The 13,207-nt window shown below is 58.9% G+C and carries 13 protein-coding genes; 8 read left to right on the top strand and 5 right to left on the bottom strand.

What is annotated here, in order from left to right:
• Positions 1–123 precede the first annotated feature (123 nt).
• A complete protein-coding gene (locus AB4N74_RS16925) occupies positions 124–1,473 on the top strand; it encodes a carbohydrate porin (RefSeq protein ID WP_150693291.1) in 1,350 nt (449 codons plus the stop codon).
• Positions 1,474–1,587: 114 nt separating this feature from the next.
• Entirely contained in the window at positions 1,588–2,442 is an 855-nt protein-coding gene (locus AB4N74_RS16920; RefSeq protein ID WP_093430701.1) for a D-hexose-6-phosphate mutarotase, read from the top strand.
• Between the two features lie 208 nt (positions 2,443–2,650).
• Here the strand turns inward: AB4N74_RS16920 and AB4N74_RS16915 are convergent, their stop codons facing one another.
• Positions 2,651–3,511: a MurR/RpiR family transcriptional regulator gene (locus AB4N74_RS16915; protein WP_171057240.1), complete on the bottom strand. Its 861-nt coding sequence runs from the start codon at positions 3,509–3,511 to the stop codon at positions 2,651–2,653.
• Positions 3,512–3,737: 226 nt separating this feature from the next.
• On the opposite strand from AB4N74_RS16915, the gene zwf reads away from it, so the two are divergent.
• From zwf to AB4N74_RS16895, 4 genes are all read left to right on the top strand, one after another.
• Complete coding sequence (gene zwf / locus AB4N74_RS16910; RefSeq protein ID WP_064119140.1) at positions 3,738–5,204, top strand: glucose-6-phosphate dehydrogenase; 1,467 nt, start codon at positions 3,738–3,740, stop codon at positions 5,202–5,204.
• Complete coding sequence (gene pgl / locus AB4N74_RS16905; protein WP_460096683.1) at positions 5,191–5,901, top strand: 6-phosphogluconolactonase; 711 nt, start codon at positions 5,191–5,193, stop codon at positions 5,899–5,901. The genes zwf and pgl overlap by 14 nt, the downstream gene beginning before the upstream one ends.
• 17 nt (positions 5,902–5,918) lie before the next feature.
• Entirely contained in the window at positions 5,919–6,584 is a 666-nt protein-coding gene (locus AB4N74_RS16900) for a bifunctional 4-hydroxy-2-oxoglutarate aldolase/2-dehydro-3-deoxy-phosphogluconate aldolase (RefSeq protein ID WP_008082815.1), read from the top strand.
• Positions 6,585–6,755: 171 nt separating this feature from the next.
• Positions 6,756–7,331: a peptidase associated/transthyretin-like domain-containing protein gene (locus AB4N74_RS16895; RefSeq protein ID WP_099756992.1), complete on the top strand. Its 576-nt coding sequence runs from the start codon at positions 6,756–6,758 to the stop codon at positions 7,329–7,331.
• Here the strand turns inward: AB4N74_RS16895 and AB4N74_RS16890 are convergent.
• Both AB4N74_RS16890 and AB4N74_RS16885 read right to left on the bottom strand, forming a co-directional pair.
• Entirely contained in the window at positions 7,328–8,509 is a 1,182-nt protein-coding gene (locus AB4N74_RS16890) for an aminotransferase class V-fold PLP-dependent enzyme (protein WP_460096682.1), read from the bottom strand. The genes AB4N74_RS16895 and AB4N74_RS16890 overlap by 4 nt on opposite strands.
• A gap of 29 nt (positions 8,510–8,538) precedes the next feature.
• Positions 8,539–8,775 (bottom strand): DUF3820 family protein, encoded by a 237-nt coding sequence (locus AB4N74_RS16885; protein ID WP_003227425.1) that lies wholly within the window; start codon positions 8,773–8,775, stop codon positions 8,539–8,541.
• Between the two features lie 205 nt (positions 8,776–8,980).
• Between AB4N74_RS16885 and AB4N74_RS16880 the strand changes: the two genes are divergently transcribed.
• Positions 8,981–9,448 carry a ferritin-like domain-containing protein gene (locus tag AB4N74_RS16880; protein WP_016983691.1) on the top strand — a complete coding sequence of 156 codons (468 nt, stop codon included), beginning with the start codon at positions 8,981–8,983 and terminating at the stop codon, positions 9,446–9,448.
• A 263-nt stretch (positions 9,449–9,711) separates the two neighbouring features.
• On the opposite strand, the gene AB4N74_RS16875 is transcribed toward AB4N74_RS16880, so the two are convergent.
• Together AB4N74_RS16875 and AB4N74_RS16870 are read right to left on the bottom strand one after the other, a co-directional pair.
• Positions 9,712–10,182 (bottom strand): MaoC family dehydratase, encoded by a 471-nt coding sequence (locus AB4N74_RS16875; RefSeq protein ID WP_093099066.1) that lies wholly within the window; start codon positions 10,180–10,182, stop codon positions 9,712–9,714.
• A 42-nt stretch (positions 10,183–10,224) separates the two neighbouring features.
• Positions 10,225–11,169: an alpha/beta hydrolase gene (locus AB4N74_RS16870; protein ID WP_460096681.1), complete on the bottom strand. Its 945-nt coding sequence runs from the start codon at positions 11,167–11,169 to the stop codon at positions 10,225–10,227.
• 199 nt (positions 11,170–11,368) lie between these two features.
• Here AB4N74_RS16870 and fadD2 point away from each other — a divergent pair, with 199 nt between their 5' ends.
• On the top strand, positions 11,369–13,057 hold the full coding sequence (gene fadD2, locus AB4N74_RS16865) for a long-chain-fatty-acid--CoA ligase FadD2 (RefSeq protein WP_093430457.1): 1,689 nt from the start codon (positions 11,369–11,371) through the stop codon (positions 13,055–13,057).
• The last annotated feature ends 150 nt before the right edge of the window (positions 13,058–13,207 follow it).

Raw genomic sequence — 13,207 nt, 5'->3', positions numbered from 1 at the left:
CCGCTATCGCGAGCAGGCTCACTCCTACAAGGAGCACGCGGTGTCCGGCCTGTCGAGCACCGCACTTTATGTAAACCGCGTTAGATAAAAACAGTTAATAACAATAAAGACGAGGATGTAGGGATGAAAAAGAAACACGTCAATGCCCGGTTGATCTGCCAAGTGTCGGCTGCGGCGGCCTTGGTGCTGGCCGGTAACGCCATGGCGGCGGATGCCTTCAGTTCCGATTCGAAATGGATGACCGGCGACTGGGGTGGCGAGCGTACCAAGCTGATCGAGCAGGGTATCGATATCAAGGCTGACTACGTTGGGGAAGTCGGTGGCAACCTGAACGGTGGCTACAACGACGACAAGACTGCGCGTTACGCTGACCAGTTCGGTCTGGGCGTGGCACTCGATCTGCAAAAGCTGTGGGGCTGGGATAACACTCAGGCGAAGATCCAGCTGACCAACCGTAACGGCTACAACATCTCCAACGACCGCGTTGGCGATCCGCGTGCCGGCACCTTGAGTTCGTCGCAAGAAGTTTACGGCCGTGGCCACATGGTGCGTCTGACCCAGTTGTGGATTCAGCACCAGTTCTTCGACAACAAACTCGACGTCAAGGCCGGTTACTTCGGTGAAGGCGAAGACTTCAACACCTTCCCGTGCGACTTCCAGAACCTGGCGTTCTGCGGCTCGCAAGTGGGTAACTGGGCGACCAACATCTGGTACAACTGGCCGGTCAGTCAGGCCGCGATCCGTGTGAAGTACAACATCAACGACGAGCTCTACGCGCAGATCGGTGCGTACAACCAGAACCCGTCGCAGTTGGAACACGGCAACGGCTTCAAGCTCAGTGGCAGCGGCACCAAAGGTACCGTTCTTCCGGTCGAGCTGGTCTGGTCGCCGAAGGTCAACAGCCTGCCAGGCGAATACCGCGTCGGTTACTACAAGAGCACCGCTGATGCCGACGACGTTCGTGAAGACGTCAACGGTTTCGACGCGGCAACCACGCGCGACGCTTACAAAACCCACAGCAGCAAAAGCGGCTACTGGTTCGTGGCGCAACAGCAACTCACCAGCCATAACGGTGATGCTTCTCGCGGTCTGAACATTGCTGCCAACGCCACGTTCCACGACAAGGACACCAACTTCATCGACAACTACCAGTCGGTGATGTTTGTCTACAAAGGCCCGTTCGACGCGCGTCCGAAGGATGACGTCGGTATCGGCGCGGCGCGTATCCACGTCAACGATGACGTGAAGAAAAACGCCGAACTGCTAAACGCTTCCAACGGTGTTTCGGACTACGACAATCCGGTGTTCTCGCCAATTCGTGAAACCGAATACAACTACGAGATCAACTACGGCTTCCACGTCACCAACTGGCTGACCGTACGTCCTAACCTGCAATACATCACTCACCCGGGTGGTGTGGATGAAGTGGACAACGCTTTGGTCGCTGGCCTGAAAATTCAGTCTACGTTCTAACGCGTCTGCGATAAGCTCCTCTCTATGTGCGCATATTTGCGGACAGCCCAGGCTGTCCGCTTTTTTTTGGGGGGCGGCGCACCCCTGTGAAAGACGAGTTCAGGATCGTGGCAAATGCATGAGCATCCGCTACAACGCTTCTTCAAATCCCTGCGTGAACAACCGGTGTTCGCCTGGGAGCGCTATCAGATGCGCGACGTGTTGGTGATCGATCACCCGCTGTGTCAGGCGGTGTTCAGTCGTCAGGGCGCGCAGTTGCTGCACTTTCAGCCGCGTGGGCAAAAGCCGTGGTTGTGGTGCGCGGCGAAGTGGCCGCATGTCGGCGCTATTCGCGGTGGCGTGCCGGTGTGCTGGCCGTGGTATGGCCGTCATCCCAGCGAAAACGCCTGGCCATCGCATGGTTGGGCGCGCTTGCTCGACTGGAAGCTGCTCGACAGCAGCAGCGCCGAAGACGGCGTGCGCCTGCATTGGCAATTGCAGCTGTGCGACTGGCAGGTCGACCTGCACGCGCATCTGGGCGAACGCATGGAATTACGCCTGAGTACCGAGCATCAGGACGACATGCCATGCCAGTTGAGCCAGGCTTTGCACGCTTACTGGCGTATTGGCGATGTCGGCGAGATAGCGCTGTCTGGGCTTGAAGGGGCGCAGGGCTATGACCAGTTGAATCGGCAGATTTGTCAGCAGGAAGGCGAGTTGCGAGTGGATGGCGGCTGTCAGCGGGTGTTCCAGCATGACGGTGAATTGCAGCTGAAAGATCACGCCTGGCAGCGCGAGTTGTGCATTGATACCGGTGACAGTGCGGATACGGTGGTGTGGCATCCGGGCGCGCGGCCGTTGTTGGGCGTGACGTGGGATGAGATTTCGGAGTTTGTCTGCGTGGAAGCGGCGGCGGGTGGGACTGACAGCCTGCATTTAGCGCCGGGGGAGAAGGCGCATTTGAGTTTGCAGGCGTGGGCGGCGGCTTGAGTGTGTCAAGTACACCGCTACCCTCACCCTAGCCCTCTCCCAGAGGGAGAGGGGACTGATTGCGGGATATTGGAGAGTTTCACCGAAATGAAAGATCGGCTGTGAATCCATAATCGACTCGGTCTCTCAGGTCGATGCATGACGGAAGACACGTCGGTCGGCCCCCTCTCCCTCCGGGAGAGGGCTGGGGTGAGGGTGCTTTTGATCTTTAGTTGAATTCATCCCCAACCGGATACCGGCTCGCATTCAAGCTCTCTTTGATCTTGCGCAAATGCGGCTGGAAATCCACTCCGCGACGCAAGGTCATCCCCGTCGCCAACACATCCAGCACGGTCAACTGAATGATCCGCGATGTCATCGGCATATAGATGTCAGTGTCTTCCGGCAACGGAATGTTCAGGCTCAAGGTACTCGCCTTGGCCAGCGGCGAATTCTCCGCCGTCAAACCCAACACCGAAGCACCGTTTTCCCGAGCAATACGCGCCACTTCGACCAGTTCACGGGTGCGCCCGGTGTAGGAAATGATCACGAACAACTCACCGGTGTGCGCCACCGAGGCAATCATCCGCTGCATCAACACATCGGCATGCGCGGTCACCGCCAGGTTGAAGCGGAAGAACTTGTGCTGCGCATCCAGTGCCACCGGTGCCGAGGCGCCGAGGCCGAAGAAGTGGATCTGTCGCGCCTGAATCAACAGGTCGACGGCGCGGCTGATCAGGTTCGGATCCAGTGCCTGACAGGCACTGTCCAGCGAGGCAATGGCGCTGCCGAAAATCTTCTGCGTGTACGCCTCGGGATTGTCGTCGGCCTCGACCGCGCGGCTGACATACGCCGCGCCACTGGCCAGACTCTGCGCCAGTTGCAGTTTGAGTTCGGGATAGCCGCTGACACCGAACGAACGGCAGAAACGGTTGACCGTCGGTTCGCTCACCGAGGCTGCCTGGGCGAGGGCGGCGATGCTGAAGCGGGTGGCCTGCTGCGGGTTGAGCAGGATCACCTCGGCGACTTTGCGTTCGGCCTTGTTCAGGTCTTCAAGGCGACTCTGGATCTGTTCCAGTAAATTTCGCACGCGGTCCATATGGAATTCCTAATTCACCTGCGCAAAGGTGCGCCGGGCTATGCAAATTGGGCCTTTGATATGGCCCGTAACGGTGGCCTATCCTACTGATGCGTCCGAGCGACCACCACTCGGAATCTGTATTTTGCGAAAATGTTGTGGTTATTACTACATTTTCCCTTGAGTGATGCCTTGAAAAAAGGTATTTGTAGCTTAACTTGATAAAAGAACAAACATCATGCCTTCGATTACGGTTGAACCGTGCACCTTTGCCTTGTTCGGCGCGCTTGGCGATCTAGCCCTGCGCAAGCTGTTTCCTGCCCTTTATCACCTCGATGGCGCCGATCTGTTGCACGAGGACACGCGCATCATCGCGTTGGCCCGTGAAGAAGGTTCCGAGCAACAGCACATGGCGTTCATCGCCGCCGAACTGCGTCGTTATGTGGGCAAAGAGCTGGACGAGGCCGTCGCCGAGCGTTTTCTCGCACGCCTGACCTACCTGCACGTCGACTTCCTCAAATCCGAAGACTACGTGGCGCTGGCCGAACTGGCTGGCAGCACGCAACGCATGATTGCCTACTTCGCCACCCCTGCGGCGGTGTACGGCGCGATCTGCGAGAACCTGGCGAAAGTCGGTCTGGCGGAAAACACCCGCGTGGTGCTGGAAAAACCGATCGGCTCTGACCTCGAATCGTCGCGCAAAGTGAATGACGCCGTGGCGCAGTTCTTCCCGGAGAACCGCACCTACCGCATCGATCACTATCTGGGCAAAGAAACCGTTCAGAACCTGATCGCCCTGCGTTTCGCCAACAGCCTGTTCGAAACCCAGTGGAACCAGAATTACATCTCCCACGTGGAAATCACCGTGGCCGAGAAGGTTGGTATCGAAGGCCGTTGGGGCTACTTCGACAAGGCCGGTCAACTGCGCGACATGATCCAGAATCACCTGTTACAGCTGCTTTGCCTGATCGCCATGGACCCGCCGGCTGATCTATCCGCCGACAGCATCCGCGACGAAAAGGTAAAAGTGCTCAAGGCCCTGGCGCCGATCAGTCCGGAAGGCCTGACCACGCAGGTCGTGCGTGGCCAGTACATTGCCGGCCACAGCGAAGGCAAATCCGTACCGGGTTACCTCGAAGAACCGAATTCCAATACCCAGAGCGACACCGAAACCTTCGTCGCTTTGCGTGCCGATATCCGCAACTGGCGCTGGGCCGGCGTGCCGTTCTACCTGCGCACCGGCAAACGCATGCCGCAAAAACTGTCGCAGATCGTCATCCACTTCAAGGAACCGTCGCACTACATCTTCGCCCCTGAGCAGCGCCTGCAGATCAGCAACAAACTGATCATTCGCCTGCAACCGGACGAAGGCATTTCCTTGCGCGTGATGACCAAAGAGCAGGGCCTGGACAAAGGCATGCAACTGCGCAGCGGCCCGCTGCAACTGAATTTTTCCGATACCTGGCGTAGCGCGCGGATCCCCGATGCCTACGAGCGGTTGTTGCTGGAAGTGATGAACGGCAATCAGAATCTGTTTGTCCGTAAAGATGAAATCGAAGCCGCGTGGAAGTGGTGTGACCAACTGATCGCCGGGTGGAAAAAATCCGGTGACGCGCCCAAGCCCTATGCGGCGGGGTCGTGGGGGCCGATGAGCTCCATTGCATTGATCACGCGGGACGGGAGGTCGTGGTATGGCGATATCTGATGTGCAACTGCCTGCGGGCGTGAATGCCCACGAATTCAAAAGCCCGGTGTTGTTGGCCGAAGGTCTGGCGCTGAACGTGGCCAAGCAATTGAGCGAAGCCATTGCTGCACGCGGCAACGCGGTGCTGGTGGTGTCTGGCGGTCGTAGCCCGGTGGCGTTTTTCCAGCACCTGGCCAAGCAGGAACTGGACTGGTCGAAGGTCGTCGTGACCCTCGCCGACGAGCGCTGGGTACCGGTTGAACATGCCGACAGTAATGCCGGTCTGCTCAAGCAGTATCTGCTCAAAGGCCCGGCGGCCAAGGCGCAGTTCCTCAGCCTGTATAGCGCGGCGGCCAACGTCGAGCAGGCTGCTGAACAGGCTGATCGCTTGCTTGCCGAATTGCCGCCGATTGACGTGCTGGTGCTGGGCATGGGTGATGACGGCCACACGGCGTCGCTGTTCCCCGACAGCCCGAACCTCGCCGAAGCGCTGCTGGCTGATGGCACGCGTCGTTGCTGGCCGATGCTGGCGCCAAGCGTGCCGCGTCAACGCCTGACCATGAGCCGTGCGCTGCTGGCCTCGGCCAAACACAAGATTCTGTCGATTTCCGGTCAGTCGAAACTGACCACCCTGAATGCCGCACTGGCATCCGACGTCGCCGCCATGCCGGTGCGCGCGTTTCTGCAACCTACGTTAGAGATTTACTGGTGCCCATGAGCCAAGGAACAGCCGCTATGACAACCCCATCCCCGACCGTTTCCATGGCGGACAAAGTTGCCCTGATCGATAGCCTCTGCGCCAAGGCGCGGATCCTGCCGGTGATCACCATCGCTCGCGAACAGGACGTGCTGCCACTGGCTGACGCTCTGGCTGCCGGTGGCCTCACCGCGCTGGAAGTGACCCTGCGTTCGCAGTTTGGCCTCAAGGCCATCCAGATCCTGCGCGACCAGCGTCCGGAATTGATGACCGGTGCCGGCACCGTGCTCGATCGCAACATGCTCGCGGCTGCCGAAGCCGCTGGCTCGCAGTTCATCGTCACCCCAGGCATCACCCGTGACCTGCTCGAAGCCAGTGTCGACAGCCCGATTCCGCTGTTGCCGGGCATCAGCAACGCCTCGGGCATCATGGAAGGCTACGGTCTGGGTTATCGCCGCTTCAAGCTGTTCCCGGCTGAAGTCAGCGGTGGCGTGGCGGCAATCAAAGCCCTCGGCGGTCCGTTCGGCGAAGTGAAATTCTGCCCGACTGGCGGCGTCGGCCCGGCCAACATCAAGAGCTACATGGCGCTGAAAAACGTCATGTGCGTGGGCGGTAGCTGGATGCTTGATCCGGAGTGGATCAAGAACGGCGACTGGGCCCGTATTCAGGAATGCACCGCTGAGGCACTGGCGCTGCTGGACTGATTGTTACCAGACACTTCGTTGTGTGTTCTACGGCTTTACGGTGCGCTTGGTCGGTGCACCGTTTTTTTTGCCTTGAAGAAAGTGTCAGGACATCACGCGATACATAGTTACCGCACAGCCGCGTTTGCGTGGCGCTAATCTGCGTTCATCTTACGGAAGAGAGAATGCCTCATGGACGACCATCAATCTTTAGCTTTATCAGTCAACGCTCTGCACCCGCGGCAGTTGCCCGTGGTTGGCAGTTTCGATTGGCACAACAGCCAGGGCAAGGTGCGCAACATCAGCGCGGGCATCGAAGGCTTGCCTCTTCTATTGCGGCTGGCCCTGGTCGATGCCATGACCGGCGAGCCGGTCAGTGGCGCCGTGGTCCGCATCGAGCAGCACATTGGCACGGACACACTGTGCGGCAGTCAGTCGACCGACAGTAAAGGCATCGTTCGTTTCACCAGCCTTTACCCGGATCGGCAAACTGCCTTTTCATGCATCGCTCTGAGCGTCGCCATCGCCAATGACGATCAACAGCCGCAGCTGTACCAAGAGGCCTGGGCGGGGCGCCTGCATCTGCCCTGTGCCTGCAATTGCACAGCCACTGATAACGATGCCGTTCGGCTGGCGTTGCGGCCGATCACAGACGATGGCCCGGAGGACGGCTACTTCGGCAACCTGACGATCGGCGTCGACACCTTTGCACTGTCATCGCAGATCGGCGTAGCGGGCTACGACAAATACCTGATCACGGTGTTTTAACGCAGCTCGTTCAGCGCCCGCACCAGTAACTGCATGTCGGCAGCGGTGGTGGTCAGCCCCGGTGTAATGCGGATGCTCGGCCCGCTGGCGGCACCGTTGCGCACCACGGTGAACAGGTTGTAGTCGTTGAGCAGATGTTCGGCCATCGCCTGTTGATCGTCGTGCCGAGTGAAGCGCATGGATGTGATGCCGCAGTACAGCCGAGGGTCGTCTGGCGTCATCACTTCGATGCCCGGCAAGTGCCGCACCGCGCTGACCCAGAGGTTGCGCAGATAATTGAGGCGAGCGCCCTTGGCTGGTGCGCCGCCGAGGGAACGGTGCTCTTCGAACACCAGCGGCAAGGTCATCAGCGCCGGAATGTTGGGCGTGCTGTACGAAGTGCGCGCACGGATGTCATTGCCCGGGTAATGCATTTCACCCATGTCCGGATCAATGTCGGCCAGGCGGTGTGGCGCGATATAGAGGAAGCCGAGGGTGAGCGGTGCGCCGATCCATTTGTGCAGGTTGTATCCGGCGAAAGCGATGCCGAGGGCATCAAGATCGAACTCGACCTGACCGAGTGCATGGGCGCCGTCGAGGATGACATCGACGCCATGCTCTTTGGCCAGCGCGGCGATGGCTTGCACTGGCATGACCAGACCGGTGCGGTGAGTGACGTGAGTCAGGGCCATCAGCTTGATTTGCGGATGACCGACGAAGGCTTCGCGGTAAGTCTCCACCAGGCTGTCGTAGCTCGCCGGGTGCGCGTGAGCAATCTCGATCACCTCGGCGCCGCGCTGCCTGGCGAGCCAGCGCATGGCGCCTTTGACCGTGTCGTATTCCAGATCGCTGATCAGCACCTGATCGCCCGGTTGCAAGCGGTTGTAGTTGCGAATCAGCGACTGCAGACCTTCGGTGGCATTGCGGGTGAACGCCACACTCTGCGCACGCACGCCAATCAACTCGGCCAGTTGTGCGCGTATATCGAGGTTGTCGTGCTGCTCGAAACGCTGGCGCACGTACACCGAGTTGCTGGTGTTGATCAGCTCGATGTTGCGCTGGTATTCCTCGATCACCGTGCGCGACATGCGCCCGAAATAACCGTTTTCCAGGTTCACGGGACCGGGTTGAACGTCGTAGCGATCGGCGAACGTTCGCCAAAAGACTTCGTCACGGGCGCGGCGGGTGTTATCGGGCATGGTCGGCTGACTCTAGAGAGGAGGGCGCTTCAGTGGCGCGGGGCAGGTTTGCCGTGTTTGGCGCGCAGCGGTTCGAGCAGGTCCGAGAGGCCGTTATGGTCGATCTCCTGCATCAGCGCGAGCAAGCCACCGAGTTCGCCGTGAGGGAAACCTTCGCGGGCAAACCAGTTCAGGTATGGGCCTGGCAGGTCGGCAATGATCCGGCCCTTGTACTTGCCGAAGGGCATTTCGCGGGTGATCAGCAGTTCGAGTTTTTCGGGATTCATCAGTGAGATCGTCTGGCTTCAAATCAGCTTGGAAAATACAGGCATTCTGCATGCAGGCCAAATGACAGATCATGCAAATAACCGTGATACAGATAGTTCAATTGTCTTTAACTGGCTGATTTATAAGTATTTTTTAAAAATAAAAAAGCTGGCATGCACACTGCAATATCCCTTGCATCTTCAACCAATCGCAAGGAATTGAAAAATGACCGACATGAATAAAGAAGCCATCTCTGTACTCAATGACCTGATTGAAACCAGCAAGGACGGTCAGGAAGGGTTCAAGACTTGCGCTGAAGACATCAAGCACCCAGAACTGAAAACCCTGTTTGTAACTCGCTCCGCTGATTGCGCCACCGCTGCAGCAGAACTGCAAGCCGAAGTTCGCAAGCTGGGCGGTGATCCGGAAACTTCCACCAGCGTTAGCGGTGACCTGCACCGTCGCTGGGTCGACGTCAAAGCCATGTTCACCGGCAAAGACGAAGAGGCTGTGCTGAACGAAGCCGAGCGCGGTGAAGACCATGCGCTGAAGGCTTACAAAGAAGCCCTCGAGAAAATCAGCAAGCATAATCTGGTGGGTATTCGTGATCTGGTTGAACGCCAATACCACGGCGTACAACGCAACCACGACCAGGTGAAAGCCCTGCGTAACCAGGCTCGCGCTCGTTCGTAAGCGTTTGCCGGTTGTAAAAAAAACGCCAGCTAGTCTGGCGTTTTTTTATGTCTGGGGGAAAGCCAGAGCAAGAGCCCCTCACCCTAGCCCTCTCCCGGAGGGAGAGGGGACTGATCGTGGTGTTCTTTCGAGGTACGCCGACCTGAAATATCCAGTCGAACTCAAGATCTGAAAACCACGGAGATCGGCTCCCTTTCCCCCTCGCCCCCCTGGGGAGAGGGCTGGGGTGAGGGGGAAGCTCTCACTGACACCCCACCAATCAATCAGCCAATGCTGATCGGCGGCAAAGTCGGCAACGTCACCGTCTGCTGCTTACGCGGCGCCAGAATCTCAGCCTCGCCATCCACCACCAGCTCATCACGCTGGTTGAATACACGAGTGGCAATGCGCACGCGAAACTTCGGCAGCTTCTCGAGAATTTCCAGGCGCACGGTCAGCGTGTCACCAATCTTCACCGGCTTCTGAAAGCTCATCTGCTGGCCGATATAAATAGTGCCCGGCCCAGGCAGCTCGCAGGCAACGGCGGCACTGATCAGCGCACCGCTGAACATACCGTGGGCGATACGCTCCTTGAACATGCTGGCGGCAGCGAACTCGGCGTCCAGGTGCACCGGGTTGTGGTCGCCCGACATCGCGGCGAACAGCTGGATGTCGCGCTCTTCGACGGTCTTGCTGTAGCTGGCGGTCTGGCCGACTTCGAGGGCTTCGTAAGGGATGTTGGTAACCTGGGTCATCGGTCTCGATTCCTGTGACGGATTCAGTGAATCCACAAAAAATTATTCGCTGCGATGAGGGCGCGGATGGCTCAAGGCCTGATCGATCCAGGCCAGCACATCAGCGATCACTTCGTCGCGGTTGGTTTCGTTGAACAATTCGTGCCGCGCCTGCGGGTAGATCTTCAGTTGCAGGTGCTGGCTGCCGGCCGTGCGCAAGGCATTGGCCAGATCTGTCAGACGCTTGCCTTCACTCACCGGATCACATTCGCCGCCGATTACCAGCAGCGGCAGGCCCGGGTCGATCTGGGCGAGATTGGACGCTTTGCTGATCTGCTGCAAGCCGCCGAGCAGGTCTATCCACAGTTGATTGGTGCAGCGAAAGCCACATAGTGGGTCGTTGGCGTACAGGTCGACCTCGGCCGGGTCGCGGCTCAGCCAGTCGAACGGTGTGCGCGCCGGTTTGAACTTGTTATTGAACGAGCCGAACGACAGCCACTCGATCAACGCGCTGCGACCCTTGCCACCCTGACGCAGTTTTTCCAGGCGAGCGATCTGCCGCGCAGCGCGGTACAGCGCAACGGGCTGAAAGTTGGAACCACTGAGAATCGCTCCATGCAGGCTGGCGCTGTGATGCAGCAAATAACCTTGGGCGATATAGCTGCCCATGCTGTGTCCCAGCAGGATGATCGGCACGCCGGGGTGCTGCTGGCCGATGTGCTGATTGAGGCTGGCCAGATCGCCGAGCACTTTGCACCAGCCGTCGTTATCGGCGAAGTGGCCGAGGGTACCGTGATTGGCGGTTTTGCCATGTCCGCGTAAATCCGGGGCGTACACGCCATATCCTTTGTCGCAAAACGTGTCGGCCAGTCGCGCGTAGCGGCCGCTGTGTTCGGCCATGCCATGGGCCAGCAGGATTACCGCTTTCAACGGCACCGCCGGCAGCCATTGATTGACGAACAGGCGGCTGCGGTCACTCGCGTCCAGCCATAGGGTGTCGTGGATCATGGCGATTCCTTTGCTCAGAGTCGGATCATTGTATAGCGCGTCTGATCAGCTCACGCCACGGCAGGAAGATTCACACGATCAATGACGGCTTTGGCCATATTTGCCTCAATGGCCATAACTGCTAGTGTCCGTGAAGCTCCGCTTTTTCAGAAATGACAGAAAGCGGCCCGGATCGGCTCAGGTAAAGAGGACAAGAACAATGCAACCTGATTTCTGGAACGACAAACGCCCGGCCGGCGTACCGCTGGACATCGACATGGGCGAGTTCAAGTCGGTGATCGAGGTGTTCGAGCGTTCCTGCAAGAAGTTCGCCGATCGCCCGGCGTTCAGCAATATGGGGATCACCCTGACTTACGCTGAACTTGAGCGGCAGAGCGCCGCCTTCGCCGGTTACCTGCAGGCGCATACCGATCTGGCTCCGGGGGATCGCATCGCCGTGCAGATGCCCAACATCCTGCATTACCCGATTGCCGTGTTCGGTGCACTGCGTGCCGGGCTGATCGTGGTCAACACCAATCCGCTGTATACCGCACGGGAGATGCGCCACCAGTTCAAGGATTCCGGCGCGCGGGCGCTGGTGTACCTGAACATGTTCGGCCAGAAGGTCCAGGAAGTGCTGGCCGATACCGACATTCAGTACCTGATCGAAGCGAAGATGGGCGACCTGATGCCCACCGCCAAGGGCTGGCTGGTCAACACCGTGGTCAGCAAAGTGAAGAAAATGGTCCCGGCGTATTCGTTGCCGCAGGCGATCTCCTTCAAAAGCGCACTGCGCATGGGCCGTGGCCTGGGGATCAAGCCGCTGAAGGTCAGCCTCGACGACATCGCCGTGCTGCAATACACCGGTGGCACCACCGGGCTGGCGAAAGGCGCGATGCTCACCCACGGCAATCTGGTGGCGAACATGCAGCAAGTGCGCGCCTGTCTCGCGCAACTCGGCCCGGACGGTCAGCCGCTGCTGCGCGAAGGCCAGGAAGTGATGATCGCACCGCTGCCGCTGTATCACATCTATGCCTTCACCGCGAACTGCATGTGCATGATGGTTTCCGGCAACCACAACGTGCTGATCACCAACCCGCGCGATATTGCCGGCTTCATCAAGGAGCTGAAGAACTGGCGCTTCTCCGCGCTGTTGGGCCTGAACACCTTGTTCGTGGCGCTGATGGATCACCCGGATTTCAAGACCCTCGATTTCTCCAGCCTGAAGCTCACCAACTCCGGCGGTACCGCGCTGGTCAAAGCCACCGCCGAGCGCTGGGAACAGATGACCGGTTGCCGCATCACCGAGGGTTACGGCCTGACCGAAACCTCACCAGTGGCCTGCACCAACCCGTACGGCGACCAGTCGCGGCTGGGCACGGTCGGCTTGCCGGTGCCGGGCACCTTGCTCAAAGTCATCAACGATGACGGTGTCGAACAGCCGATGGGCGAGCGCGGCGAGTTGTGCATCAAGGGCCCGCAGATCATGAAAGGTTATTGGCACAAGCCTGAAGCCACTGCCGAAGTGCTGGATGCCGAGGGCTGGTTCAAGTCCGGTGACATCGCGGTGATCGATCCGGACGGTTTCGTGCGCATCGTCGATCGCAAGAAGGACATGATCATCGTCTCCGGTTTCAACGTTTATCCGAATGAAATCGAAGATGTGGTCATGGCCCATCCGAAAGTCGCCAACTGCGCGGTGATCGGCGTACCGGACGAGCGTTCGGGCGAGGCGGTGAAGCTGTTTGTGGTGGCGCGGGAAACCGGGGTCAGCCTCGAAGAGCTCAAGGCCTACTGCAAAGAGAATTTCACCGCGTACAAAGTGCCGAAACACATTGTGTTGCGTGAGTCATTGCCGATGACGCCTGTCGGGAAAATTCTGCGGCGTGAGTTGCGCGATATCGCGTAGCCCTTAACCGCTGCGCTTCGCGCATTCGCGAGCAGGCTCGCTCCCACAGGGAAAGACGTGATCCTCGTGGGAGCGAGCTTGCTCGCGAATTTTTTTGGCCGATGTCCCCGAAAACCGGGGCTTCAAAGGTGTTCTAGGATTTTTGCTCTA

It is taken from the genome of Pseudomonas sp. H3_C08 (assembly GCF_054669455.1).
This window is presented reverse-complemented; position numbering and strand designations above follow the sequence as displayed.

What these genes read in the sequence shown, in the direction of transcription:
- AB4N74_RS16890 (WP_460096682.1), bottom strand. Translation starts at nt 8,509, where the DNA reads ATGCCCGATAACACCCGCCGCGCCCGTGACGAAGTCTTTTGGCGAACG.
- zwf (WP_064119140.1), top strand. Translation starts at nt 3,738, where the DNA reads ATGCCTTCGATTACGGTTGAACCGTGCACCTTTGCCTTGTTCGGCGCG.
- AB4N74_RS16895 (WP_099756992.1), top strand. Translation starts at nt 6,756, where the DNA reads ATGGACGACCATCAATCTTTAGCTTTATCAGTCAACGCTCTGCACCCG.
- AB4N74_RS16880 (WP_016983691.1), top strand. Translation starts at nt 8,981, where the DNA reads ATGACCGACATGAATAAAGAAGCCATCTCTGTACTCAATGACCTGATT.
- AB4N74_RS16900 (WP_008082815.1), top strand. Translation starts at nt 5,919, where the DNA reads ATGACAACCCCATCCCCGACCGTTTCCATGGCGGACAAAGTTGCCCTG.
- pgl (WP_460096683.1), top strand. Translation starts at nt 5,191, where the DNA reads ATGGCGATATCTGATGTGCAACTGCCTGCGGGCGTGAATGCCCACGAA.
- AB4N74_RS16920 (WP_093430701.1), top strand. Translation starts at nt 1,588, where the DNA reads ATGCATGAGCATCCGCTACAACGCTTCTTCAAATCCCTGCGTGAACAA.
- AB4N74_RS16925 (WP_150693291.1), top strand. Translation starts at nt 124, where the DNA reads ATGAAAAAGAAACACGTCAATGCCCGGTTGATCTGCCAAGTGTCGGCT.
- fadD2 (WP_093430457.1), top strand. Translation starts at nt 11,369, where the DNA reads ATGCAACCTGATTTCTGGAACGACAAACGCCCGGCCGGCGTACCGCTG.
- AB4N74_RS16875 (WP_093099066.1), bottom strand. Translation starts at nt 10,182, where the DNA reads ATGACCCAGGTTACCAACATCCCTTACGAAGCCCTCGAAGTCGGCCAG.
- AB4N74_RS16885 (WP_003227425.1), bottom strand. Translation starts at nt 8,775, where the DNA reads ATGAATCCCGAAAAACTCGAACTGCTGATCACCCGCGAAATGCCCTTC.
- AB4N74_RS16870 (WP_460096681.1), bottom strand. Translation starts at nt 11,169, where the DNA reads ATGATCCACGACACCCTATGGCTGGACGCGAGTGACCGCAGCCGCCTG.